The sequence below is a fragment of the Pseudomonas sp. MF6767 genome, assembly GCF_016405475.1.
Classification (GTDB): domain Bacteria; phylum Pseudomonadota; class Gammaproteobacteria; order Pseudomonadales; family Pseudomonadaceae; genus Aquipseudomonas; species Aquipseudomonas paracarnis.
In genome coordinates this window covers 353,735-379,176 of sequence record NZ_JAEKCY010000003.1, presented here as the reverse complement: position 1 = coordinate 379,176, position 25,442 = coordinate 353,735, and the positions used below count along the sequence as shown (strand labels likewise).

The following is a 25,442-nucleotide window of genomic DNA, read 5'->3' as shown; positions in this document are numbered from 1 at the left end:
TGAGTGTAAATCATCACCCATTGATGAATAATCCGGACCAAAGCAAAACATTATTGCTGTACAGGGACAATCACCATGCTGGAGAACCGCTGGGAAGGCATTGACGAGTTTGTCGCGGTGGCCGAATGCAGCCAGTTCACGGCGGCGGCCGAACGGCTGGGGGTGTCTTCATCCCATGTCAGCCGGCAAGTGGCGCGTCTTGAAGAACGCCTGCAAACCCGATTGCTGTACCGCAGTACGCGCAAGGTGACCTTGACCGAAGCCGGTCAGACCTTCCTGCAGCACTGCCAACGCCTGCAGGACGGTCGCGAGGAAGCGTTGCGGGCGGTGGGCGACCTGACCAGCGAACCCAAGGGCATGTTGCGCATGACCTGCGCCGTGGCCTATGGCGAACGTTTTATCGTGCCGCTGGTGACGCGGTTCATGGCGCACTATCCGCAACTGCGCGTGGACATCGAGTTGACCAACCGCTCGCTGGACCTGGTCCATGAAGGCCTCGACCTGGCCATCCGCCTGGGACGCCTGCAAGACTCGCGCATGGTCGCCAGCCGTCTGGCGCCTCGGCGCATGTACCTGTGCGCCTCCCCCTCCTACCTCGAACGGTACGGTCGGCCACACAGCTTGTCGGAGTTGAGCCGGCATAACTGTCTGATTGGCAGCTCGGATATCTGGCAAATGGCCCAGGATGGGCGGGAATTTTCCCAGCGTGTGCAAGGCAATTGGCGCTGCAACAGTGGGCAAGCGGTGTTGGATGCCGCGTTGCAAGGCATGGGCTTGTGCCAGTTGCCGGATTACTACGTGCTGGAGCATCTGCACAGCGGGGCGTTGGTGTCGCTGCTGCAGGCTCATCAACCGCCGAATACCGCCGTGTGGGCGCTGTATCCGCAGCAGCGGCATTTGTCGCCGAAGGTGAGGAAGCTGGTGGATTTCTTGAAGGTGGGATTGGCGCAGAGGCCGGAGTACAAGCATTGAATTGAGGTGGTCTGCACCGGCCTCATCGCGGGCAAGCCCGGCTCCCACAGTTGGACGTGTTGTTTGATGTGGCAGCGATCAAATGTGGGAGCTGGCTTGCCTGCGATGAAGCAGATTCGGTCTGACGGGTTACCGCCGGTTAGCCCAGCGCAACTTCAACCACTCCAAGTCTTCCGGCCGAGTCACCTTGATATTGTCCGAACGCCCTTCGATCAGGCGCGGTGCCTGCCCAGACCATTCCATGGCCGACGCTTCATCGGTGATCACCGCATCGGCCACCAGGCTGTCGGCCAAGGCGCGATGCAAGGCGCCCAGGCGGAACATCTGCGGTGTATAAGCCTGCCAGATCAGGCTGCGATCAATGGTGTCCACCACACGGCCGTGCTTGTCGACACGCTTGAGGGTGTCGCGCGCCGGCACCGCCAGCAGGCCGCCTACCGGATCGTCAGCCAGTTCCGCCAACAATTTGTCGAGGTCATCACGGCTCAGGTTAGGCCGCGCAGCGTCATGCACCAACACCCAGTCTTCATCACTGGCGCCCAGAGCGTTGAGTTGCAGCAGCGCATTGAGTACCGAGCCGGAACGTTCCGAGCCCCCGTCGGCACGCTGTATACGCGGGTCAGTGGCGCATGCCAAGGTGGGCCAATAAGGATCGTCAATTGCAAGACTGACCACCAGGCCCTTGAGGCGTGGGTGGTCGAGAAAACAGCCGAGGCTGTGTTCGAGAATAGTGCGCCCGCCCAGTTGCAGGTACTGCTTGGGACGGTCTGCGGCCATACGGGCACCGACGCCCGCGGCAGGAATCACGGCCCAGAAGGCCGGTAAATCGTGGCTCATTGGGCCAACTGGTAGAGGGTCTCGCCCTCCTTGACCATGCCCAATTCGTGACGAGCCCGCTCTTCAACGGTCTCCGTGCCTTTTTTCAGCTCAAGCACTTCAGCGTCCAGGACACGGTTGCGCTCCAGCAGGCGTTCGTTTTCGGCACGCTGGTCGGCAATTTGCTGGGTCAACTCTTCCACCTGCGCAAAGCTGCCATTACCGACCCATAGGCGGTACTGCAGGCCAGCCAGCAACAAGAGCAAGACGAGGAACAACCAATTGGGACTGCGCATCGAAATCCGGGTATCCATTGAATAAAGACAGTCATGCAAACCTTTTGCAGCAACTGATAGCACAAAGCCTGGAAAACCCAGGCTTGCGCTTGTCAGTCAGCAGATTAGCGCCGAAATTCACATTTTCGTGAGATTTCCGACGCAATCCGCCGACTTTTTACCATTTACTGTTCAGCCGCGAAATTCGCCGCGACCGTTGTACTTGGCTTTACCTGCCAATTGCTCTTCGATGCGCAGCAATTGGTTGTACTTGGAAACGCGATCGGAACGGCACAGGGAACCGGTCTTGATCTGGCCCGCCGAAGTACCCACGGCCAGGTCGGCAATGGTGGAATCTTCGGTTTCGCCGGAGCGATGGGAGATCACGGCGGTGTAGCCCGCGGCCTTGGCCATCTGGATGGCTTCCAGGGTTTCGGTCAGGGTGCCGATCTGGTTGAACTTGATCAGGATCGAGTTGGCGATCTTCTTGTCGATGCCTTCTTTCAGGATCTTGGTGTTGGTCACGAACAGGTCATCACCCACCAGCTGGATTTTTTCGCCGATCTTGTCGGTGAGGATTTTCCAGCCATCCCAGTCGGACTCGTCCAGGCCGTCTTCGATCGAGATGATCGGGTAGCGCTGGGTCAAGCCTTTGAGGTATTCAGCGAAGCCTTCGGAGTCGAACACCTGGCCTTCGCCGGACAGGTTGTACTTGCCGTCTTCATAGAATTCGCTGGCGGCGCAGTCCAGGGCCAGGGTCACGTCGGTACCCAGCGTGTAGCCAGCGTTGGCCACTGCTTCGGAGATGACTTTCAGTGCATCTTCGTTGGAGGCCAGGTTCGGAGCGAAACCACCTTCGTCACCCACGGCAGTGCTCAGGCCACGGGCCTTCAGTACAGCCTTGAGGTGATGGAAAATCTCGGTGCCCATGCGCAGGCCTTCGGAGAAGGACTTGGCGCCCACTGGCTGCACCATGAATTCCTGGATGTCGACGTTGTTATCCGCGTGCTCGCCACCGTTGATGATGTTCATCATCGGCACCGGCATCGAGTAGACGCCCGGAGTGCCATTCAGGTTGGCAATGTGTGCGTACAACGGCAGGTCCTGGTCCTGGGCTGCTGCCTTGGCGGCGGCCAGGGATACCGCGAGGATGGCGTTGGCGCCGAGGCTGCCTTTGTTTTCAGTGCCGTCGAGCTTGATCATCGCGTGGTCCAGGGCTTTCTGGTCCAGCGGGTCCTTGCCCAGCAACAGGTCACGAATCGGACCGTTGATGTTGGCTACAGCCTTGAGTACACCCTTGCCCAGATAACGGCTCTTGTCGCCATCACGCAGTTCCAGCGCTTCGCGCGAACCGGTGGAAGCACCGGACGGCGCGCAGGCGCTGCCGATGATGCCGTTATCGAGAAGCACGTCGGCTTCGACGGTGGGGTTGCCACGGGAGTCGAGAACTTCACGACCTTTGATGTCGACGATTTTTGCCATTGTTGTAAACACTCCAAAGTTGACGAAAACGACGCAGCTGAAGGAAATCTTTTGACCGACCGCAAGGGTGGAACAACGGGGCAGGCTTGCAGACGACAAGGCTCAGGCCCGGGGGCCTGAGCGTAAAGCGTGGGAAATTCTACCGGAGAAATGCCAGTTACGCGGTCTCTACCGTCGGAAAACTCTTGACCAGCTCGTCCAACTGCTTGAGTTGGGCCAGGAATGGCTCCAGCTTGTCCAGGCGCAGGGCGCATGGGCCATCACATTTGGCGTTGTCCGGGTCTGGGTGGGCTTCAAGGAACAGGCCCGCCAGGGACTGGCTCATGCCCGCCTTGGCCAGGTCCGTCACCTGGGCACGGCGCCCGCCAGCGGAGTCCGAACGACCACCGGGCATTTGCAGCGCGTGGGTCACGTCGAAGAACACTGGGTATTCGAACTGTTTCATGATGCCGAAACCGAGCATGTCCACCACGAGGTTGTTATAGCCGAAGCTCGAACCCCGCTCGCAAAGGATCAACTGGTCGTTACCGGCTTCCACGCATTTGCTCAGGATGTGTTTCATCTCCTGAGGAGCGAGGAATTGGGCTTTCTTGATGTTGATCACCGCGCCGGTCTTGGCCATGGCGACTACGAGGTCGGTCTGGCGCGACAGGAAGGCCGGCAACTGGATGATGTCGCACACCTCGGCGACCACGGCAGCCTGCTCAGGCTCGTGGACGTCGGTTATGATCGGCACGCCGAAGGCTTGCTTGATGTCCTGGAAGATCCGCATGCCTTCTTCAAGGCCCGGGCCGCGATAGGAGGTCACGGACGAACGGTTGGCCTTGTCGAAGCTGGCCTTGAAGACGTAAGGGATACCCAGTTTCTGGGTGACCCGCACGTACTCCTCACACACCTGCATCGCCATGTCACGGCTTTCCAGCACGTTCATGCCGCCGAACAGCACCATGGGCTTGTCGTTGGCAATCTCGATGTCGCCTACGCGAATGATCTTCTGGGCCATCAGGTTTACGCCTTCTTCTGATGTTGCGTCAGTGCTGCTTTGACGAAACCACTGAACAACGGGTGACCGTCGCGCGGCGTCGAGGTGAACTCCGGGTGGAACTGGCAAGCCACGAACCACGGATGATCCGGTGCCTCGACCACTTCAACCAGCTTGCCATCACCGGAGCGGCCGGAGATTTTCAGGCCAGCTTCTTTGATCTGCGGCAGCAGGTTGTTGTTCACTTCATAGCGGTGGCGGTGACGCTCGACGATCACATCCTTGCCGTAGCAGTCGTGTACCAGCGAGCCAGCTTCCAGCAGGCAATCCTGTGCACCCAGGCGCATGGTGCCGCCCAGGTCGGACGTTTCGGTACGGGTTTCAACGGCGCCAGTGGCGTCTTCCCACTCGGTGATCAGACCCACGACCGGATGGCCGCTGCTGTGATCGAACTCAGTGGAGTTGGCGTCTTTCCAGCCCAGCACGTTACGGGCGAACTCGATAACGGCCACTTGCATGCCCAGGCAGATACCCAGGTACGGCACCTTGTTTTCACGGGCGTACTGCACGGCAGTGATCTTGCCTTCCACACCACGCAGGCCGAAACCGCCGGGAACGAGGATAGCGTCAACACCTTCGAGCAGCGCGGTGCCCTGGTTCTCGATGTCTTCGGAGTCGATGTAGCGCAGGTTGACCTTGGTACGGTTGCTGATACCGGCGTGGCTCATGGCTTCGATCAGCGACTTGTACGCGTCCAGCAGTTCCATGTATTTGCCGACCATGGCGATGGTGACTTCATGCTCTGGGTTGAGCTTGGCGTCGACAACCGCTTCCCACTCGGACAGGTCTGCACCGCCGCACTGCAAGCCGAAACGCTCGACCACAAAATCATCCAGCCCCTGGGAATGCAGGATGCCCGGGATCTTGTAGATGGTGTCGGCGTCTTCCAGGGCAATCACCGCACGCTCTTCAACGTTGGTGAACTGCGCAATCTTGCGACGCGAGGAAATGTCGATCGGGTGATCGGAGCGGCATACCAGCACATCCGGCTGCAGGCCGATGGAACGCAGTTCCTTGACCGAGTGCTGGGTAGGCTTGGTTTTGGTTTCGCCGGCAGTGGCGATGTACGGCACCAATGTCAGGTGCATCAGCATCGCGCGCTTGGCGCCGACTTCGAAACGCAACTGGCGGATGGCCTCGAGGAACGGTTGGGACTCGATGTCACCCACGGTGCCACCGATCTCGACCATGGCCACGTCGGCATCGCCTGCACCCTTGATGATGCGGCGCTTGATTTCGTCGGTGATGTGCGGGATCACCTGGATGGTTGCACCCAGGTAGTCACCACGGCGCTCCTTGCGCAGCACGTGCTCGTAGACACGGCCGGTGGTGAAGTTGTTGTTCTGGGTCATGGTCGTGCGGATGAACCGCTCGTAGTGGCCCAGGTCCAGGTCGGTCTCGGCGCCGTCGTGGGTGACGAACACTTCACCGTGCTGGAACGGGCTCATGGTGCCCGGGTCGACGTTGATGTACGGGTCCAGCTTGAGCATGGTGACCTTAAGTCCCCGCGCCTCCAGGATGGCCGCCAATGAAGCGGAGGCAATGCCTTTCCCCAATGAAGAAACAACACCGCCCGTGACGAATATGTAGCGCGTCATGAAAAACCCTAGAAGTCTGCGTTAAAGCGGTCCGAGCCGCCGGGGAAAGCGAAGGAAGGCCGAAGCCCCCGATCACCTGCATTAATCACAGTGCACCTTTCAAAAAAACCGCCGCGTTGTGACAGACCAGCAATGAAACACCGGTACGTTGATCGCTACACATTTTTTGGAATCGCCCAGCAAAGACTGCTTGGTAATCGGCAACGACTGCGATTCAGGCGAATCCACAGAAGTTGTATCAAGAAGGGAGCGTAGTCTACCGGAAAGGCGCTATCAGCTCAAACCTTGATCGCAGGTCTGTGGCAACCAATCCAATTGCACCTCACCCACCGACCTGGACCATGCCCCCGCAACGCTTGGCACAGCCAGCAATTGCTCGCCCCGATAGACCAGCGGCAATCTGCCACGGGCGAAACCCGGCATGCCGCTTTCATTCAGCAGACGCTTGAGATTCCGCCGGCCTCGGCCCGCTACGTCGATGATTTCGCCACCCTGGCGATAACGCACCTCCAGCGGGCCTTCGGGGGCCTTGCCGATAAACCTCAGTTGACCATTGCCCGTTAACTTTAGTGGATCTTGCGGATCGGGCCAGCTCACCGATGCGTCGGAAAACTCCGACCATGTTGAGGGCAACCACCAGATGCGTTCACCGCTACGCTGCATTTGGCCGTCGGCCAGGCGCCACAGAGGCTGTGCGTCGCTCTTGGCATCGCGCAGGGCATGCCAACCGGCCCAGTGGTCGCTGTCGGGTAAACGGGTCAGTGGCGTGAGCCAATGCCGCAGGGCGTTACGCTGGCGGGCATCGGATAGCTCGCGCAATGGTTCAAGCGCCAGGGACGGCAGAGGCAACCAGGGAAACGCAGAAGGCTGATCGGCGCGCTGCAGGTCCATCATCGCCAATTCGTCGAGCAGCCCTTGCGCCTCAGCCATGTGTTCAGCCGTGCGAGCCAAGTGGGTGATCGCCTGTGGCCAGCGTTTCGTCAGCGTGGGAAGTACGTGGTGACGCAGGTAATTGCGGGAAAACCGTGGATCAACGTTGGAGGGGTCGTCGATCCACTGCAACTGATGCTGATGGGCGTAGGCTTCCAGGTCGCTACGGGAAAATGCCAGCAACGGCCGCACCAAGCACCCCTGCGCCAAGGGGCGATGCTCAGGCATAGCCGCCAGCCCTCTTACACCGGCGCCACGCAGCAGGCGAAACAGCAGGGTTTCGGCTTGATCGTCGCGATGCTGGCCAGTGAAAAGCACCTCCCCCCCCCCTAGGACCTGCATGAACGCTTGGTAGCGCGCCTCGCGGGCCGCACGTTCAAGGCTCGCACCCTCACTGACCTGCACGCGCATGACGCGCAAAGGTACGCCCAGGCTGTCGCAGACCGATTGGCAATGAGAGGGCCAAGCATCGGCAGCAGCTTGCAGGCCATGGTGGACATGGACGGCGCTGACAGGAGGCAGATTTTCGATTTTGGCCAATGAGGCCAGGAGGTGCAGCAGAACGGTGGAGTCGAGACCGCCGGAGAATGCGATATGCCAGGCCGGCGCGTTGCGCCAGTCGGCCAGGGTGTGCAGGAGTGTGGCCGGCAGGGTTGGTTTCATCACACGTCACCGCCGCAAAGCTTGAATACGTCCGTCAGCATACACAAAACAAATGTGGGAGCCGGGCTTGCCCGCGATGCAGGCACCTCGAGGTATCAGTGATACCAAGGTGATGCTATCGCCGGCAAGCCAGCTCCCACACAAGCCGGCTCCCGCATTGGGTACAGCGTCGGCTTAGAGGCCGTAGCTCATCAGGCGCTCATAACGACGAGCCAGCAGCGCTTCGTTATCCAGCTTCTTGAGCATCGCCAGTTGCGATCCCAACTCGGCACGGATGGTCGCAGCAGCGGCAGCCGGGTCACGGTGGGCGCCGCCCAGTGGCTCGGCGATGACCTTGTCCACGATACCCAGGCCTTTGAGGCGATCGGCGGTGATACCCATGGCTTCGGCAGCGTCCGGCGCCTTTTCGGCGGTTTTCCACAGGATCGAGGCACAACCTTCCGGCGAGATCACCGCGTAGGTCGAGTACTGCAACATGTTCAGTTGGTCGCAGACACCAATGGCCAGGGCACCGCCGGAACCACCTTCACCAATCACAGTGGCGATGATCGGGGTTTTCAGGCGCGCCATGACGCGCAGGTTCCAGGCAATCGCTTCGCTCTGGTTGCGCTCTTCGGCGTCGATACCCGGGTAGGCACCCGGCGTGTCGATGAAGGTCAGGATCGGCATCTTGAAGCGCTCGGCCATTTCCATCAGGCGGCACGCCTTGCGATAGCCTTCCGGGCGCGGCATACCGAAGTTGCGGCGTACTTTCTCGCGCACTTCACGGCCCTTCTGGTGACCGATCACCATCACCGGCTGGTCGTCCAGGCGAGCGATGCCGCCCACGATGGCTGCGTCGTCGGAGAAGTGACGGTCGCCGTGCAACTCGTCGAACTCGGTGAAGATGTGTTCGATGTAGTCCAGGGTGTAGGGACGGCGCGGATGGCGAGCCAGGCGCGCGATCTGCCAGCTGGTCAGCTTGCCGAAGATGTCTTCGGTGAGCGTGCTGCTCTTGTCTTGCAGGCGAGCGATTTCATCACCGATGTTCAGCGAATTGTCATTGCCGACCAGGCGCAGCTCTTCGATCTTGGCTTGCAGGTCAGCGATCGGCTGTTCGAAATCAAGAAAATTCGGGTTCATAAGCGTCCGTCTTGGGTCGACGGCCAAGGGGTGCCTGGCCAGCCGGTTGTCTATTCGCGCCCTACCTTAAGGGAGAGGCGCGTTTAGGTCGAGATTAAATGTTTAGTCGAGATCAGATCTATATGACCGTCAACGGTATTGGAGGAAGACGTTGTCTCGCCCGAACTGGTCACGCAAAGCTTGAATCAAGCCATCAGCGGGATCAATTCGCCACGTCTCACCAAACTGCAACATGGCCTTGGCATCGCTGCCGGTGTACTCCATGGTCACCGGGCATGCGCCACGATGGCGTTTTAGCAGGTCACCCAACCAGCGTAGCTGATCACCTTTAAGCGCTTCGGTCTTGACCTTCAGGCGCAGGCTTTCGGCCAGGTTGGTGCGGGCGTCTTCCATGCTCATCACGCGCTTGATGCGCAGGCGCAGGCCACCGGAGAAGTCATCATTGCTGACCTCCCCTTCCACCACCACCATGGCGTCGGTCTGCAACAGCGATTGGGCGGAGTGAAACGCGTCGGCAAACAATGACGCTTCGATGCGGCCCGAGCGGTCATCGAGGGTGATGAAGCCCATCTTGTCGCCCTTCTTATTTTTCATCACCCGCAGGGCGATGATCATACCGGCGACGGTCTGGGTATCCCGCGCCGGCTTCAGGTCGATGATGCGCTGGCGGGCAAAACGGCGGATTTCGCCTTCGTACTCGTCAATCGGGTGGCCAGTGAGGTACAGGCCCAAGGTGTCTTTTTCACCCTTGAGGCGCTCCTTCAGAGTCAGCTCCTTGGCCTTGCGGTGATTCGCGTAGACATCCGCATCTTCTTCGACGAACAGCCCGCCAAACAGGTCGGCGTGGCCGCTGTCATGGGTACGGGCGGTCTGTTCGGCGGCCTTGATCGCCTCTTCCATGGCGGTCAGCAACACCGCACGGTTGCGGTCGATATTGGCCTGGTAAGCCTTCGGCTCATCATGAAAATACGGGCCAAGACGGTCGAGTGCGCCGCTGCGGATCAGGCCATCGAGGGTACGCTTGTTGATGCGCTTGAGGTCAACGCGTGCGCAAAAGTCGAACAGGTCCTTGAACGGCCCGTCCTGACGCGCTTCGGTAATGGCCTCGACCGGGCCTTCGCCCACGCCTTTGATCGCGCCAAGGCCATAGATGATGCGGCCTTCGTCGTTCACCGTGAACTTGAACTCCGAAGCGTTCACGTCCGGCGCGTCGAGGCGCAGCTTCATGGTGCGCACTTCCTCGATCAAGGTCACGACCTTGTCGGTGTTGTGCATATCCGCCGAAAGTACCGCCGCCATGAACGGTGCCGGGTAGTGGGCTTTCAGCCAGGCGGTCTGGTACGATACCAGGCCATAGGCGGCGGAGTGGGATTTGTTGAAGCCATAACCGGCGAACTTTTCTACCAGGTCGAAGATGTTACCGGCCAGGTCGGCATCAATATTGTTGGTCGCGCAACCTTCAATGAAACCGCCGCGCTGCTTGGCCATTTCCTCGGGCTTTTTCTTACCCATGGCGCGACGCAGCATGTCCGCACCGCCGAGGGTGTAGCCGGCCATCACCTGGGCGATCTGCATCACCTGTTCCTGGTACAGGATGATGCCGTAGGTCGGCGCCAGTACGGGCTTGAGGCCTTCATACTGATAGTCGGAATGCGGGTAAGCCAGCTCGGCCCGGCCGTGTTTACGGTTGATGAAGTCATCCACCATGCCCGATTGCAGCGGGCCCGGACGGAACAGGGCCACCAGTGCGATCAAGTCTTCCAGGCAGTCGGGCTTGAGCTTTTTGATCAGCTCCTTCATGCCCCGGGATTCAAGCTGGAACACTGCGGTGGTTTCGGCTTTTTGCAGCAGGCTGTACGTCGGCTTGTCGTCCAGCGGGATAAACGCGATATCCAGCGGCTCTTCGCCGACCTTGGCACGGTCGCGGTTGATGGTCTTGAGTGCCCAGTCGATGATCGTCAGGGTCCGCAGGCCGAGGAAGTCGAACTTCACCAGGCCGGCGGCCTCCACGTCGTCCTTGTCGAACTGGGTGACCAGGCCGTCGCCTTCTTCATCGCAATAGATCGGCGAAAAGTCGGTGAGCTTGGTCGGCGCAATAACCACACCACCGGCGTGTTTACCGACGTTACGCACCACGCCTTCGAGCTTGCGCGCCATGTCCCAGATTTCGGCGGCTTCTTCATCGACCTTGATGAAGTCGCGCAGGATTTCTTCCTGCTCGTAGGCTTTTTCCAGGGTCATGCCGACTTCGAACGGGATCATCTTCGACAGGCGGTCCGCCAAACCGTAGGACTTGCCCTGCACCCGCGCCACGTCGCGGATTACCGCTTTGGCGGCCATGGAGCCGAAGGTGATGATCTGACTTACCGCGTTGCGACCGTATTTTTCGGCCACGTACTCAATCACGCGGTCACGGCCATCCATGCAGAAGTCGACGTCGAAGTCGGGCATGGAAACCCGTTCCGGGTTCAGGAACCGTTCGAACAGCAGGTCATATTCAAGCGGGTCAAGGTCGGTGATCTTCTGTACGTAGGCCACCAGCGAGCCAGCACCTGACCCCCGACCAGGGCCTACCGGTACACCGTTGTTTTTGGCCCACTGGATAAAGTCCATTACGATCAGGAAGTAACCGGGGAACCCCATCTGGATAATGATATCCAGCTCGAAATTCAACCGATCGACATACACCTGGCGCTTGGCTTCGTAGTCCTCGGTGGTGTCCTTGGGCAGCAGGACGCTGAGGCGTTCCTCCAGGCCATCGAACGACACTTTGCGAAAGTATTCGTCGATGGTCATGCCATCGGGAATCGGGAAGTTGGGCAGGAAGTGTTTGCCCAGCTTCACTTCGATGTTGCAGCGCTTGGCGATCTCGACGGAGTTTTCCAGGGCCTCGGGCAAGTCGCTGAACAGCTCCGCCATTTCCTCGGCGCTTTTGAGGTACTGCTCTTCGCTGTAGTTCTTCGAGCGGCGCGGGTCATCCAAGGCACGGCCTTCGCCGATGCACACGCGGGTCTCGTGGGCTTCGAAATCTTCTTTCTTGATAAAGCGCACATCATTGGTCGCCACCAGCGGCGCACCCAGCTTATCGGCCAGGGCTACGGCAGCGTGCAGATGCTCTTCATCGTTGGGGCGGTTGGTGCGCTGGACTTCCAGGTAGAACCGGCCTGGGAACACCTGCATCCACTCACGCGCCAGCACTTCGGCTTCCTGAGGGTTGCCGCCCAGCAGCGCGATACCGATTTCGCCCTCTTTGGCCGCCGAGAGCATGATCAGACCTTCGCTGGCTTCGGCCACCCACTCGCGCTCGATGATGATCGAGCCGTTGCGCTGACCATCGATAAAGCCACGGGAGATCAGTTCGGTGAGGTTGCGATAACCCACGCCGTTCATCGCCAGCAGGCTGATGCGGCTCAGGGGGTTATCCGGGTCTTTGTTGGACAGCCACAGATCGGCGCCGCAGATCGGCTTGATGCCGGCGCCCATGGCGTTCTTGTAGAACTTGACCAGGGAACACATGTTGTTCTGGTCGGTAACCGCAACCGCAGGCATGTTCATGCCCACCAGGGTTTTGACCAGCGGTTTGATCCGTACCAGGCCGTCGACCAGGGAGTACTCAGTGTGCAGGCGTAGATGAACGAATGAAGCCGGCATAGTGATCCTGTCTTGATACATGAAAACAACAAGGCCCGGATTGTACCGGGCCTGGGTAAAAACATCAGCCTTGCTGCTATACCTCGATCAGACTTTCACGGGCCTCATAAGCCTGGCGCACCGGGGCAAACGAGCGGCGATGGATCGGGGTGGGGCCGAGCCGAGCCAGGGCTTCCAGATGAACGGGGGTCGGGTAGCCTTTATGGCCACCAATGCCGTAGCCGGGATAGATCAATTCGAACGCGGCCATTTCACGGTCGCGGCTGACCTTGGCCAGGATCGAGGCGGCGGCAATGGCGGGAACCTTGCTATCGCCCTTTACCACCGCTTCGGACGGCATTGTCAGTTTGGGGCAGCGGTTACCGTCGATCATCGCCATTTTCGGGGTGATGTGCAGCCCTTCCACAGCGCGCTGCATCGCCAGCATGGTGGCGTGCAGGATATTCAGCTCGTCGATTTCTTCGACTTCAGCCCGGGCGATATGCCAGCTCAGGGCTTTCTCACAGATCTCGTCATAGAGCTTTTCGCGACGGGCTTCGGTGAGCTTCTTCGAATCGTTGAGCCCCAGGATCGGGCGGTTCGGATCAAGGATCACCGCCGCCGTGACCACTGCGCCACACAGCGGGCCGCGCCCGACTTCGTCAACACCCGCCACCAGTTCGTGGGCTTGGGCGACGAGACTGAAATCCAGGCCCATTTGCATGGTCATAAGGCTTCCTGTTTATGGCCGATCAGGGTCAACACGGCGTCGGCCGCCTGGTTCGAGGCATCACGGCGTAACGTGCGGTGAATATCGTCGAAACCACGGGTCTGCTCTTCGCCGCCGTCAATCAAGGGTAGTAGGGTTTGCGCAAGCGCTTCGGGCGTTGCATCGTCCTGCAACAACTCCGGCACCAGCAGGCGCTGGGCCAGCAGGTTGGGCAAGGAAATGTAAGGGCTCTTGACCATGCGCTTGAGGATCCAGAAGGTCAGTGGCGCCAGGCGATAGGCCACGACCATCGGCCGCTTGTACAGCAGGGCCTCAAGTGTGGCAGTGCCCGAGGCGATCAACACCGCATCGCAGGCTGCCAGGGCCAGGTGGGACTGGCCATCGAGCAGGGTCAACGGCAGGTTGCGGCCTTCCAGCAGGGTTTCGATCTGTGCACGACGTTGTGGACTGGCGCAAGGCAGCACAAAGCGGATTCCCGGCTTTTGCGCCTGAAGACGTTCGGCAGCATCAAAAAACAACGCCCCCAAACGCCCCACCTCACCGCCACGACTGCCTGGCATCAACGCTACCAACGGGCCATCGGGCAAGCCCAGCTCGGCGCGCGCAGCCGCACGATCAGCCTGCAAGGGAATGGCGTCAGCCAGGGTGTGGCCGACAAACCGCACCGGCACGCCCTTCTCCTCGTAGAACCGGGCTTCGAATGGAAGCAAGGTCAACATCAGGTCGCAGCCTTCGCGGATTTTCAACACACGCTTCTGGCGCCACGCCCACACGGATGGGCTGACGTAGTGCACGGTCTTGATCCCGGCCTGGCGCAACTTGAGTTCGATATTGAGCGTGAAGTCCGGCGCATCGATGCCGATAAAGACGTCAGGTTTTTCTTCGATCAGCGTCTTGATCAGCAGCTTGCGACGAGCCAGCAGCTCACGCAGGCGCCCCAAGACTTCCACCAGTCCCATGACCGACAGGCGCTCCATGGGGAAATAGGAGGTCAGGCCTTCGGCCTGCATCAACGGGCCGCCGACCCCGATAAATTCCACCGCCGGATGCTGGGCCTTGAGCGCGCGCATCAAGCCAGCACCCAGGATATCGCCGGAAGCTTCACCGGCCACGAGCGCAATACGCAGAGTGGCCATGATCAGCGGGTGATGCCGCGAGTCGAGGTCTGGATAGAATCACGGAATACAGCGACTTCCGGGAACTGCGTGGCAGGCTCGGCCAACTCGGCCAGGGCCTGCTCCACGGTCAACCCTTGGCGGTAAACCGTCTTGTAGGCACGGCGCAGGGCGTGGATGGCTTCTTCGCTGAAACCACGACGACGCATGCCTTCAAAATTCATGCTGCGGGCTTCGGCAGGATTGCCGAACACCGTCACGAATGCCGGGACATCCTTGCCGATGGCGGTGCCCATACCGGAAAAGCTGTGGGCGCCGATATGGCAGTATTGATGTACCAGGGTGAAGCCGGAAAGGATCGCCCAGTCATCAACGTGCACATGGCCTGCCAACGCAGTGTTGTTGACCAGGATGCAATGATTGCCGATCACGCTGTCATGGCCGATGTGCGCATAGGCCATGACCAGGTTGTGATCACCCAAGGTGGTTTCGGCGCGATCTTGCACGGTGCCACGGTGAATGGTGACGCCTTCACGGATAATATTGTGGTCACCGATTACCAGGCGTGTTTCTTCACCCTTGTACTTCATGTCCGGGGTGTCTTCGCCTACCGAGGAAAACTGGTAGATGCGATTGTGTTTGCCAATACGGGTCGGACCCTTGAGGATCACGTGCGGCCCGATGACAGTCCCCTCGCCGATTTCCACACCTGCGCCGACGATCGACCAAGGGCCGACCTCAACGTCGGCGGCCAGTACGGCCGACGGATCGATGATTGCGCGAGGGTCAATCAAACTCATAGTTTGCGTTCCGCACAGATGATCTCGGCAGAGCACACCGGCTTGCCATCTACCGAGGCCTGGCATTCGAACTTCCAGATCTGGCGTTTGCAACTGATGAACTTGGCTTCCAGGATCAACTGGTCACCCGGGGTGACCGGGTTGCGAAAACGCAGCTTGTCCGAACCCACGAAATAGTAAAGCGTGCCGTCAGCAGGCTTGAGGTCGAGCATTTTGAAACCAAGGATACCGGCAGCCTGGGCCATGGCTTCGATGATCAACACACCTGGCATGATTGGATGCGCAGGAAAGTGACCATTGAAGAATGGTTCGTTGATGCTGACATTCTTGTAGGCACGAATGCGCTTTTCCTCGACATTGAGGTCCACTACGCGGTCCACCAGCAGGAACGGGTAACGGTGAGGCAGGTATTCGCGAATCTCGTTGATGTCCATCATTTCGGGGGGAAGCCTGTAATAAAGATTGGGGGCGGGCGCACCAGGCGCACGCCCCGCTAGCAAATCAAGGAGGCCGTCTAGCGGCTGCGCACACTTGATATGGAAATGGTATCAGCCTTCTGATGAAGCATTACCGCCAGGGGTCACGTCCCCGACACGCTTTTCAAGCTGTTTGATACGTCGTGCCATGTCGTCGATCTTCCTCAAACGCGCGGCGCTCTTGCGCCATTCGGCCGCAGGTTGCATCGCGGTACCGGAGGAGTAGGCCCCTGGCTCTGTGATCGAGTGGGTCACCATGGTCATGCCGGTGATGAAGACGTTGTCGCAAATATCGATATGTCCCACCAGCCCAACGCCACCGGCGAGCATGCAATGCTTGCCGATCTTGGTGCTGCCGGAAATACCCACGCAGGCCGCCATGGCGGTGTGATCGCCAATCTGCACGTTGTGGGCGATCTGGATCTGGTTATCGAGCTTCACACCGTTGCCGATCACGGTATCAGCCAAGGCCCCGCGATCCACGGCGGTGTTCACGCCGATCTCCACATCATCGCCGATCAATACGCCACCGACCTGGGCGATCTTGTGCCAGACACCTTTGGAGTTGGCAAAGCCAAAGCCTTCGCCGCCGATAACAGCACCGGACTGAATGACCACACGCTGACCAATACGCACATCGTGGTAGAGGGTCACGCGGGGGGCCAGCCAACCATCGGCACCAATTTCACAGCGTGCACCGATAAAGCAGTGGGCACCCACGGTGACACCAGCACCAATACGCGCCCCGCTTTCGATCACGGCGAATGCACCGATGCTGGCGGCAGGATCAACCTGGGCATCATCGGCGATCACGGCAGACGGGTGAATACCGCCGGCCGCCTTCGGCTTGGGATCGAACAGGTGCGACGCCTTGGCGTACGACAGGTACGGATCGGCCACCACCAGCGCATCCCCGGTAAACCCTTCGGCGTCGGCGGCCTTCAGCAACACTGCTGCGGCCTGGCAGTCGACCAGGTATTTACGGTATTGAGGATTTGCGAGGAAGCTCAACTGAGCTGGGCCAGCCTCCTGCAAGGTGGCTAGCCCAGTGATTTCTTTCTCCTTGGAGCCACGCAAGGTGGCCCCCAGGAACTCGGCCAACTCGCCGAGCTTGATAGTCGCTGTCATGGTTTACTTCAGCTGGTTCATGCGCTCGATCACCTGGCGGGTGATGTCGTATTGAGGCTTGACGTCGATCACGGCGCCACGCTCGAACACCAGGTCAAAGGCACCCTTCTTGATGACTTCTTCCACAGCGCTGTCCAATTTCGGCTTGAGCTGCTTGAGCATTTCGCGGTCGGCCACAGCCTTGGCTTCGTTCAGCTCCTTGGATTGGAACTGGTAGTCACGGGCCTTTTGCTTGAATTCAAGCTCCAGACGCTCGCGCTCGCCTTGCTGCATCTTGTCGCCACCGGCTACCAGGCGGTCCTGGATACCCTTGGCGCTGCTTTCCAGTGTCTTGAGCTTGGTCAGCTGCGGACCGAATTTCTTCTCGGCATCCACGGCGTATCGCTTGGCCGCATCGGACTCCAGCAGGGCCATCTGATAGTTCAGGACCGCGATTTTCATTTCGGCGAAGGCCGGGGTGGTGACCAGCACAGTGGCCAGCAAGACCAATTGAGTCAACTTACGCACGATGTACTCCTACAGAATCCGTTGTCGTTATCTTAGGTCAGACGCTTAGAACGTCTGGCCGAGGGAGAATTGGAAAATCTGGGTTTCAGCGTTATCCGGTTTCTTGATCGGCATGGCCAGAGCAAAGCTCAACGGGCCCAGCGCAGTCACCCAGGTCACACCCACGCCCACGGAGCTCGCCAGGTTGCTGAGGCTCACGTCGTTGCATTGAGTATTGGACTTCAAGCCACTTGGGTTTTTGATCTGTTCGCACTTGGAGTCGAACACGTTACCCACGTCCCAGAAGACCGAAGTACGCAGGGAACGCTGGTCCTTGACGAACGGCAGCGGGAACAGAATCTCCGCACCACCCTGGATCAGCACGTTACCACCGAATGGCAGCGGGTCGTTGTCCGAGTCAGCGACAGTGCCCTGGTTACCGGTCCGGTCAAAACCGCGGCTCGGCGTACCACGCGGACCCAGAGTGCTGTCCTTGAAGCCACGTACCGAGTTGAAACCACCTGCATAGTAGTTTTCATAGAACGGCAAGCCATTGGTCGAACCATAACCGTCGCCATAGCCCAACTCTGTGTGCAGGCGCATGGTGTAGTTATCGCTCAACGGCTGGAACAACTGGCCGCGGTAGTCGAGCTTGAAGAACGACAGGTCGCTGCCCGGCGTAGTGACTTCCGCGGTCAGGCTCTGGGAGTGGCCGCGGGTTGCCAGTACGCCTTTGTTCAGGGTCGACTCGGACCAGCCGGCAGACGCCTTGAAGTTCAGGAACTTGTCGCCTTCACGACGGGTGAAGTCGAAGATTTCGTCCACGGTATAAATACCGGTCTTGATCTCATCCTGCTGGGCGGTAAGGCCGAAGGTCAGGCGCGAAGTCTCGCTGATCGGGTAACCCACGTTTACACCGGCACCCAGGCTGTCGATCGCATAGCTTGCAACGTCAACATCGAGGTCTTTGTAGTCGGTGGTGCGGTAGAAGGCGTTGTAGCCCAGGCTCACACCGTCTGCAGTCCAGTAGGGGTCGGTATAGCCGAAGTTGTATCGGCTCTGGTATTCGCTGCGGGTCAGGCCGATGGACACACGGTTACCGGTACCCAGGAAGTTGTTCTGCGTGATGGAACCACCCAGGATCAAACCGGCACTCTGGGCAAAACCGACGCTGGCGGTGATCGAACCCGAGGCTTGTTCTTCAACGGCGTAGTTCACGTCAACCTGGTCATCCACACCCGGTACGGCCGGGGTTTCGACGTTGACTTCCTTGAAGAAGCCCAGGCGCTCGAGACGGGTCTTGGACTGGTCGATCAGGTAGGTCGAAGCCCAGCCACCTTCCATCTGACGCATTTCACGACGCAGCACTTCGTCCGCGGACTTGGTGTTGCCACGGAAGTTGATACGGTTGACGTAGGCACGCTTGCCAGGATCGACAACGAAGGTGATGTCCACGGTGTGGTCTTCATCATTCGGGGTCGGCACGCCGTTGACGTTGGCGAAGGTATAGCCTTCGTTACCCAGGCGGCGGGTGATCAGTTCTGAGGTGGTGGTCATCAGCTTGCGCGAGAACACCTGGTCCTTCTGCACGAGCAGCAGGGACTTGACCTGGTCTTCAGGCACTTTCAGGTCGCCGCTGAGCTTGACGTCACGAACCTTGTACTTCTCGCCTTCGTTGACGTTGACGGTGATATAGACGTGCTTCTTGTCCGGGGTGATGGACACCTGGGTCGAAGCGATGTCCATGTTGATGTAGCCACGGTCCAGGTAGTAGGAGCGCAGGCGTTCCAGGTCACCGGAGAGTTTTTCACGGGCGTACTTGTCATCGTTCTTGAAGAACGACAACCAGTTGGTGGTCTTGAGTTCGAACAGGTCGACCAGGTCTTCATCAGGGAACTTGGTGTTGCCCACGACGTTGATGTGCTGGATGGCGGCCACGGTGCCTTCGTTGATGTTGACCTTCAGGCCCACACGGTTACGAGGCTGGGGGATCACTTCGGTTTCCACGGTCGCGGAGTAGCGGCCCTGGGCAACGTACTGACGTTGCAACTCGTTACGCACACCCTCAAGGGTTGCGCGCTGGAAGATCTCGCCCTCGGCCAGGCCCGATTGCTTCAGGCCCTTCATCAGGTCTTCAGTGGAGATGGCCTTGTTACCTTCGATCGCGATACTGGCGACGGAAGGTCGCTCGACGACCGTGATGACCAGGACGTTGCCTTCGCGACCCAGTTGGATATCTTGAAAGAACCCGGTTTTGAACAGCGCACGAGTGGATTCCACCAGGCGACGATCATCCGCCTGTTCCCCGACGTTCAACGGCAAGGCACCAAAGACGCTACCCGCGGAGACCCGCTGGAGGCCATTGACGCGAATATCGGAGATGGTGAAGGACTCGGCGTGAACTTCGGCGATCATCAATACGGTGAGAACCGCAGTTAGCAGCAGACGTTTCATGAAGTCCTTTCTTATTCCAACTGGCAATAAACAAACTGCCGCAAAATGCGGCAGATTCGCAATTCAGCGAAGCGTTACAGACGTCCCAGATCGTTGACCAGGGCTAACAACATCACCCCGACCACCAAACTGATACCAATCTGTATCCCCCAACCCTGCACCCGATCCGACAAGGGGCGACCACGCACCCACTCGACCAGATAAAACAGCAGATGCCCCCCATCCAATACTGGAATGGGCAGCAAATTCAGAACCCCAAGGCTAATACTCAGATAAGCCAGGAAATTCAGGAAATCCGCGACACCCGACTGGGCAGAAGCGCCCGCCACTTTAGCAATGGTTATCGGTCCACTCAAGTTTTTTACCGAGAGCTCACCGAACAACATTTTCTTGAGGGATTCGAGGGTCAGCACGCTCATGGTCCAGGTGCGTTTCGCGCCCTCTGCAATCGCTGCCAAAGGCCCGTAGCTGACCTCTCGCACCATCGATGGCGGCCATTCGACACCTTTGACCCCTGCCCCCAGGTAGCCCCCGGCCGCCTTGGCTTCGCCTCGCACCGACAGGGTCACGGGGACGTCGATTTGAGCACCGTCGCGCTCAACTTTCAGCACAATTTTGGTATCAGGGCGCACACGCACCAGGTCGACCACCTGCTGCCAGTCATCCAGCGCCTGGCCATCAAGGGCCAACAGGCGATCACCGGTTTTCAGGCCAGCAGCCTGGGCCGGCCCTTTTGGATCCAGCTCGGCCAGCACCGGCGGCAAAGCCGGACGCCAAGGGCGGATCCCCAGGGATTTGATCGGATCGGGCTCATCGGCGCCCTTGAGCCAATGGTCCAGCGCCAATGCCCGCGGGGTTTCAGCGCTGGAGTCCTGGTTACGCACCACCACATTGACGGTGCCGCTTTCACCCAGGCGACGCACCAACTGCAAGTTGACCGCGCCCCAACCTGTGGTGGGTTCGCCATCAATGGATACAATTTCCTGCCCTGCCGTCAGGCCCGCCTTGGCCGCGATGCTGTCGGCTTCGACCGCGCCAATGACCGGGCGCACCTGCTGGCTGCCCAGCATGGCCAAGACCCAGAAGAACACCATCGCCAACAGGAAGTTGGCGATCGGTCCCGCCGCGACAATCGCAATACGCTGACGAACGGTCTTGCGATTGAAGGATTGGTCCAACTGGTCCGCAGGCACTTCGCCTTCGCGCTCATCGAGCATCTTGACGTAGCCGCCCAACGGGATAGCAGCAATGACAAACTCAGTGCCTCGGCGATCATGCCAGCGCAACAACGGCATGCCGAAACCGACGGAAAAGCGCAATACCTTGACGCCGCAACGACGCGCCACCCAGAAGTGGCCGAATTCGTGGAAGGTCACCAACACACCCAGAGCAACCAGGGTGCCGACAATCATGTAGAGCGCACTCATCTAATTTCTCCGCATTTCAATCCAATGCCTGAAGACTCAAACCTGCCCGCGGCCTAACCCGCATTGCGATCCAACCATTGCCCGGCCAGGGCTCGGGCCTTGGTGTCGGCCTCGAACACCGCCTCCAGGTCATTCACTGCCACTACCGGCTCAAGCGCCAGGACGTCCTCGATGATACTCGCGATCTGCGGAAAGCGGATGCGCCGCTCAAGAAACGCCGCCACGGCAACTTCGTTGGCCGCGTTAAGCATCGCCGGGGCACTGTTACCCGCCTCGGCCGCTTGCCGCGCCAGGCGCAAACAAGGGAAACGCTGCTCGTCCGGGGCTTCGAAGTCCAGGCGCGCGATTGCAAACAAGTCCAACGGTGCTACGCCGGAATCAATCCGCTCAGGCCACGCCAAGGCGTTGGCGATCGGTGTGCGCATGTCCGGGTTACCCAATTGCGCCAACACCGAACCATCCACGTAATCGACCAGGGAATGGATCACACTTTGTGGGTGAATGACCACCTCAACCTGGTCAGGCCGCGCATCGAACAGCCAGCATGCCTCGATCAACTCCAGGCCCTTGTTCATCATGCTCGCCGAATCCACGGAGATTTTGCGCCCCATGGACCAGTTCGGGTGAGCGCATGCCTGATCGGGAGACACATGGTCCAGCTCGGCCGACGGAGTCTGGCGGAATGGGCCACCCGATGCCGTCAGCAGAATCCGGCGCACGCCGACCTGGCTCAAGCCGCGGGCAAAATCACCGGGCATGCACTGGAAGATGGCGTTGTGCTCGCTGTCCAGAGGCAGCAGCACCGCTCCGCTCTTACGCACCGCTTGCATAAAGAGTGCGCCGGACATGACCAAGGCTTCTTTGTTGGCCAGCAGGATTTTCTTGCCAGCATCGACTGCCGCCAAGGTCGGGCGCAAACCTGCCGCACCGACAATCGCCGCCACCACCATATCCACGTCCGCATCGGCCGAGACCTGGCATAAGCCTGCCTCGCCAACCAATACCTGAGTAGCCAGCCCGGCAGCCCGCAGATCATCCTGCAGACTGCGAGCCGCAGCAGCTTCCGGCACCACGGCAAAGCGCGGCGAGTGACGCACGCACAAGGCCAGCAACTCGCGCAAACGCGTGAAGCCGGTCAGGGCGAAAACCTGATAGCGATCGGGGTGACGCGCGATGACATCCAGGGTACTGAGCCCGACCGAGCCGGTCGCACCCAGCACCGTAACCTGCTGCAGGCGGCTCACGAAGCGATCATCCACAACAGCACGGCAAAAATAGGCAGCGCGGCGGTGAGGCTGTCGATACGGTCAAGCACACCGCCATGGCCTGGCAGCAGGTTACTGCTGTCCTTGATGCCCGCCTGGCGTTTGAACATGCTCTCGGTAAGGTCGCCCACCACCGAGATGAAGACGACAATAGCCGTCCCCAGCAAGGCCAGAAGCACTTCCTTTACCGACCAGTCACGCACCACACCGACCACCAGGGTGATCAGCAGCGTCAAGGCCAAGCCGCCGTATACGCCTTCCCAGCTCTTGCCAGGGCTTACGGCCGGGGCCAGCTTGCGTTTGCCAAAAGCTCTACCCGAGAAGTAGGCACCAATGTCGGCGCCCCATACCAACACCATCACAGCCAGGATCAATTCGTTGCCCAGCGGGTAACGCTTGATCTCCACCAGCCCTTGCCAGGCCGGCAAGAGGATCGCCAGGCCAATCACCAGCTTGCAGGCCACGCTGGACCACTGGCTACTGGTGCGCGGATAGGTGAGCACCAGGAAAGTCGCCAACGCCCACCACAACACTGCAGCCCCCAGCACCCAGGGCGCGATGTCCGGCAGGATGTACATGAAGAACAACAACAGCGCGACCAAGGCGGCATAGGCCATACGCGGCAACTGGTTGACAAAGCCTGCCAGGCGCGCCCACTCCCACGCACCAAGGGTCACAACCAGGCCGATGAACAGCGCAAAGCCGGAACCGTCGAGCAGGAAAAAACCGCACAAGGCAATCGGCAGCAGGATCAGCGCCGTGATGATTCGTTGTTTAAGCATTTAAACCCGGGCTCCAGCTTCGATCTGCTCGCTCGTTTTACCGAAGCGACGCTGACGGGAAGCGAAATCAGCCAGTGCATTACGCATGGCTTCGTGTTTGAAGTCCGGCCAGAACAGGTCGGAGAAGTACAGCTCGGTGTAGGCCAACTGCCACAGCAGGAAATTGCTGATGCGATGCTCGCCACCGGTGCGAATGCACAAGTCCGGCAACGGCAGGTCGCCGGTCACCAGGCAGGTTTGCAACAGTTGGGGCGTGATGTCGTCCGGGCGCAGATGGCCGGCCTGCACTTCGCGGGCCAGCCGCTGCGCAGCCTGGGCAATATCCCACTGACCACCGTAGTTGGCTGCGATCTGCAACACAAAACGGTTACTACCGGCAGTGATGGCCTCGGCTTCGCGCATGGCAGCTTGCAGCTCCGGATGGAACCGCGAGCGATCACCGATGATACGCAGACTGATGTTGTTGTCGTTGAGGCGCTTGGCCTCACGACGCAGAGCCTTGAAGAACAGGTCCATCAAGGCACTGACTTCATCGGCGGGTCGCTGCCAGTTCTCACTGGAGAACGCGAACAAGGTCAATACTTCAACCTTTGCCTCGGCGCACACCTCAATCACCGCCCTTACCGCGTCAACACCCGCTTTATGCCCGGCAACACCCGGCATAAAGCGTTTTTTCGCCCAGCGATTATTCCCATCCATGATGATCGCGACATGGCGCGGCACCACGGAGGGCACAGTCTGCTTGGTCTTTTCCATGAAGGCGTCCTGACCCCTTATACGGCCATCAGGTCCTTTTCTTTTTCTTCGGTCGCCTTGGTGATCTGGGCTTCGGCGTCCTTGGTCAGCTTGTCGATATCAGCGACGGCGCGGCGTTCTTCGTCTTCGCTGATTTCCTTGTCCTTGACCAGCTTCTTCAGATCGCCCAGTGCATCGCGGCGGATGTTACGCACGGCAACGCGCGCATCTTCAGCAGCACTGCGCGCCTGCTTGGTGAAGCCCTTGCGGGTTTCTTCGGTCAGGGCTGGCATGGAGATCAGCAGCAACTCGCCCAAGTTGGTCGGGTTGAGGTTCAGGCCGGCACTCTGGATAGCCTTGTCGACGGCGGCGAGCATGTTGCGCTCGAAGGCAACAACTTGCAGGGTACGCGAATCCTTCACGGTCACGTTGGCCACGCCGCTCAGCGGGGTGTCGGAACCGTAGTAAGGCACCATCACGCTGCCCAGGATGCTTGGGTGCGCCTTGCCAGTACGGATCTGGCCAAAGGCGTGGCTCAAGGATTCCAGGGATTTCTGCATACGCGCCTGGGCGTCTTTCTTGATTTCGTTGATCATTGTTGGCCTTCCTCGATCAGAGTCCCTTCTGCGCCGCCGTGTACGATATTCAGCAGGGCGCCGGGCTTGTTCATGTTAAATACGCGCAGCGGCATCTTGTGGTCGCGGCACAGGCAGATAGCGGTCAGGTCCATGACACCCAGCTTGCGATCCAGTACTTCATCGTAGGTCAGATGATCGAACTTCTCGGCATGCGGGTCTTTGAATGGGTCTGCAGTGTATACGCCATCCACCTTGGTCGCCTTCAACACCACGTCAGCATCGATTTCGATAGCACGCAGGCATGCGGCCGAGTCGGTAGTGAAGAACGGGTTACCTGTGCCAGCAGCAAAGATCACCACTTCCTTGGAGTTCAGGTGGCGCATGGCTTTGCGGCGATCATAGTGATCGGTCACGCCAACCATGGAAATTGCCGACATCACGATGGCCGAGATGTTGGCGCGCTCCAGGGCGTCGCGCATGGCGAGGGCGTTCATCACAGTGGCCAGCATGCCCATGTGGTCGCCGGTAACCCGGTCCATACCGGCCGCACTCAGTGCAGCACCGCGGAACAGGTTGCCACCACCAATCACCAGGCCGACCTGCACGCCGATACCGACCAACTGGCCGACTTCCAGCGCCATGCGGTCAAGCACCTTGGGGTCGATCCCGAACTCTTCCGAGCCCATCAGGGCCTCGCCGCTGAGCTTGAGTAGAATGCGTTTATAGCGAGCCTGATAACCACTGCCCTGCTGAGCCATTGCGAATCTCTCCTGCGGCGTATTTTTTAAAAATTCTTGGCGAGCCGTTTACGGCTTGCGTTCACTCTAGCTGGACGCTGTCACAGCGCCATCGGAACACGGCTTTGTAAGCCAGTTCCGAGAGGAAACCAAATAAAATTGGCCTTCCCATTTGAAAAGAGGCTGCGCGCGTGAGCGG

General features: G+C 59.5%; 22 protein-coding genes. 1 reads left to right on the top strand and 21 read right to left on the bottom strand.

Annotation, left to right across the window (positions count from 1 at the left end; genetic code table 11):
- The first annotated feature begins 75 nt into the window (after nucleotides 1-75).
- Nucleotides 76-972 carry a LysR substrate-binding domain-containing protein gene (locus tag JFT58_RS07925; protein ID WP_034126841.1) on the top strand — a complete coding sequence of 299 codons (897 nt, stop codon included), beginning with the start codon at nucleotides 76-78 and terminating at the stop codon, nucleotides 970-972.
- A gap of 129 nt (nucleotides 973-1,101) precedes the next feature.
- On the opposite strand, the gene ispD is transcribed toward JFT58_RS07925, so the two are convergent.
- The 21 genes from ispD to pyrH form a co-directional block, all read right to left on the bottom strand.
- On the bottom strand, nucleotides 1,102-1,809 hold the full coding sequence (ispD, locus tag JFT58_RS07920; protein ID WP_054897991.1) for a 2-C-methyl-D-erythritol 4-phosphate cytidylyltransferase: 708 nt from the start codon (nucleotides 1,807-1,809) through the stop codon (nucleotides 1,102-1,104).
- Nucleotides 1,806-2,084, bottom strand: a complete 279-nt coding sequence (gene ftsB / locus JFT58_RS07915) for a cell division protein FtsB (protein ID WP_003189195.1) — start codon at nucleotides 2,082-2,084, stop codon at nucleotides 1,806-1,808. Before ftsB ends, ispD begins: the two co-directional genes overlap by 4 nt.
- A gap of 171 nt (nucleotides 2,085-2,255) precedes the next feature.
- Nucleotides 2,256-3,545 carry a phosphopyruvate hydratase gene (gene eno, locus JFT58_RS07910; protein ID WP_054897992.1) on the bottom strand — a complete coding sequence of 430 codons (1,290 nt, stop codon included), beginning with the start codon at nucleotides 3,543-3,545 and terminating at the stop codon, nucleotides 2,256-2,258.
- Nucleotides 3,546-3,702: 157 nt separating this feature from the next.
- The gene (gene kdsA, locus JFT58_RS07905) at nucleotides 3,703-4,548 is read right to left on the bottom strand and encodes a 3-deoxy-8-phosphooctulonate synthase (protein ID WP_003189190.1); all 846 of its coding nucleotides are present in this window, start codon (nucleotides 4,546-4,548) and stop codon (nucleotides 3,703-3,705) included.
- Nucleotides 4,549-4,553: 5 nt separating this feature from the next.
- A complete protein-coding gene (locus JFT58_RS07900; RefSeq protein WP_003189189.1) occupies nucleotides 4,554-6,185 on the bottom strand; it encodes a CTP synthase in 1,632 nt (543 codons plus the stop codon).
- Between the two features lie 273 nt (nucleotides 6,186-6,458).
- Entirely contained in the window at nucleotides 6,459-7,778 is a 1,320-nt protein-coding gene (gene tilS, locus JFT58_RS07895) for a tRNA lysidine(34) synthetase TilS (protein WP_054897993.1), read from the bottom strand.
- Between the two features lie 174 nt (nucleotides 7,779-7,952).
- Nucleotides 7,953-8,900, bottom strand: a complete 948-nt coding sequence (locus JFT58_RS07890) for an acetyl-CoA carboxylase carboxyltransferase subunit alpha (RefSeq protein ID WP_003189182.1) — start codon at nucleotides 8,898-8,900, stop codon at nucleotides 7,953-7,955.
- A gap of 129 nt (nucleotides 8,901-9,029) precedes the next feature.
- On the bottom strand, nucleotides 9,030-12,551 hold the full coding sequence (gene dnaE, locus JFT58_RS07885; RefSeq protein ID WP_003189180.1) for a DNA polymerase III subunit alpha: 3,522 nt from the start codon (nucleotides 12,549-12,551) through the stop codon (nucleotides 9,030-9,032).
- 76 nt (nucleotides 12,552-12,627) lie between these two features.
- Nucleotides 12,628-13,254 (bottom strand): ribonuclease HII, encoded by a 627-nt coding sequence (rnhB, locus tag JFT58_RS07880; RefSeq protein WP_161793220.1) that lies wholly within the window; start codon nucleotides 13,252-13,254, stop codon nucleotides 12,628-12,630.
- 2 nt (nucleotides 13,255-13,256) lie between these two features.
- Nucleotides 13,257-14,396, bottom strand: a complete 1,140-nt coding sequence (gene lpxB, locus JFT58_RS07875; RefSeq protein WP_034126836.1) for a lipid-A-disaccharide synthase — start codon at nucleotides 14,394-14,396, stop codon at nucleotides 13,257-13,259.
- 2 nt (nucleotides 14,397-14,398) lie between these two features.
- Nucleotides 14,399-15,175: an acyl-ACP--UDP-N-acetylglucosamine O-acyltransferase gene (gene lpxA, locus JFT58_RS07870; protein ID WP_032893181.1), complete on the bottom strand. Its 777-nt coding sequence runs from the start codon at nucleotides 15,173-15,175 to the stop codon at nucleotides 14,399-14,401.
- Nucleotides 15,172-15,612, bottom strand: coding sequence for a 3-hydroxyacyl-ACP dehydratase FabZ (gene fabZ, locus JFT58_RS07865; RefSeq protein WP_003172281.1), 441 nt, complete (start codon nucleotides 15,610-15,612; stop codon nucleotides 15,172-15,174). The genes lpxA and fabZ overlap by 4 nt, the downstream gene beginning before the upstream one ends.
- A gap of 111 nt (nucleotides 15,613-15,723) precedes the next feature.
- Nucleotides 15,724-16,779: a UDP-3-O-(3-hydroxymyristoyl)glucosamine N-acyltransferase gene (gene lpxD / locus JFT58_RS07860; RefSeq protein WP_034126835.1), complete on the bottom strand. Its 1,056-nt coding sequence runs from the start codon at nucleotides 16,777-16,779 to the stop codon at nucleotides 15,724-15,726.
- Nucleotides 16,780-16,782: 3 nt separating this feature from the next.
- Complete coding sequence (locus tag JFT58_RS07855; RefSeq protein ID WP_003189173.1) at nucleotides 16,783-17,286, bottom strand: OmpH family outer membrane protein; 504 nt, start codon at nucleotides 17,284-17,286, stop codon at nucleotides 16,783-16,785.
- A 45-nt stretch (nucleotides 17,287-17,331) separates the two neighbouring features.
- A complete protein-coding gene (gene bamA, locus JFT58_RS07850; protein ID WP_057975605.1) occupies nucleotides 17,332-19,719 on the bottom strand; it encodes an outer membrane protein assembly factor BamA in 2,388 nt (795 codons plus the stop codon).
- 74 nt (nucleotides 19,720-19,793) lie between these two features.
- Nucleotides 19,794-21,146 carry a sigma E protease regulator RseP gene (rseP, locus tag JFT58_RS07845; protein ID WP_054899099.1) on the bottom strand — a complete coding sequence of 451 codons (1,353 nt, stop codon included), beginning with the start codon at nucleotides 21,144-21,146 and terminating at the stop codon, nucleotides 19,794-19,796.
- A 53-nt stretch (nucleotides 21,147-21,199) separates the two neighbouring features.
- Complete coding sequence (gene ispC / locus JFT58_RS07840; protein WP_054899098.1) at nucleotides 21,200-22,390, bottom strand: 1-deoxy-D-xylulose-5-phosphate reductoisomerase; 1,191 nt, start codon at nucleotides 22,388-22,390, stop codon at nucleotides 21,200-21,202.
- Entirely contained in the window at nucleotides 22,387-23,193 is an 807-nt protein-coding gene (locus tag JFT58_RS07835; protein ID WP_034126832.1) for a phosphatidate cytidylyltransferase, read from the bottom strand. Before JFT58_RS07835 ends, ispC begins: the two co-directional genes overlap by 4 nt.
- A complete protein-coding gene (uppS, locus tag JFT58_RS07830; RefSeq protein WP_054899097.1) occupies nucleotides 23,194-23,949 on the bottom strand; it encodes a polyprenyl diphosphate synthase in 756 nt (251 codons plus the stop codon).
- 17 nt (nucleotides 23,950-23,966) lie between these two features.
- The gene (gene frr, locus JFT58_RS07825; RefSeq protein WP_003189163.1) at nucleotides 23,967-24,524 is read right to left on the bottom strand and encodes a ribosome recycling factor; all 558 of its coding nucleotides are present in this window, start codon (nucleotides 24,522-24,524) and stop codon (nucleotides 23,967-23,969) included.
- On the bottom strand, nucleotides 24,521-25,264 hold the full coding sequence (gene pyrH, locus JFT58_RS07820; protein ID WP_003189161.1) for a UMP kinase: 744 nt from the start codon (nucleotides 25,262-25,264) through the stop codon (nucleotides 24,521-24,523). The genes frr and pyrH overlap by 4 nt, the downstream gene beginning before the upstream one ends.
- Nucleotides 25,265-25,442 lie beyond the last annotated feature (178 nt).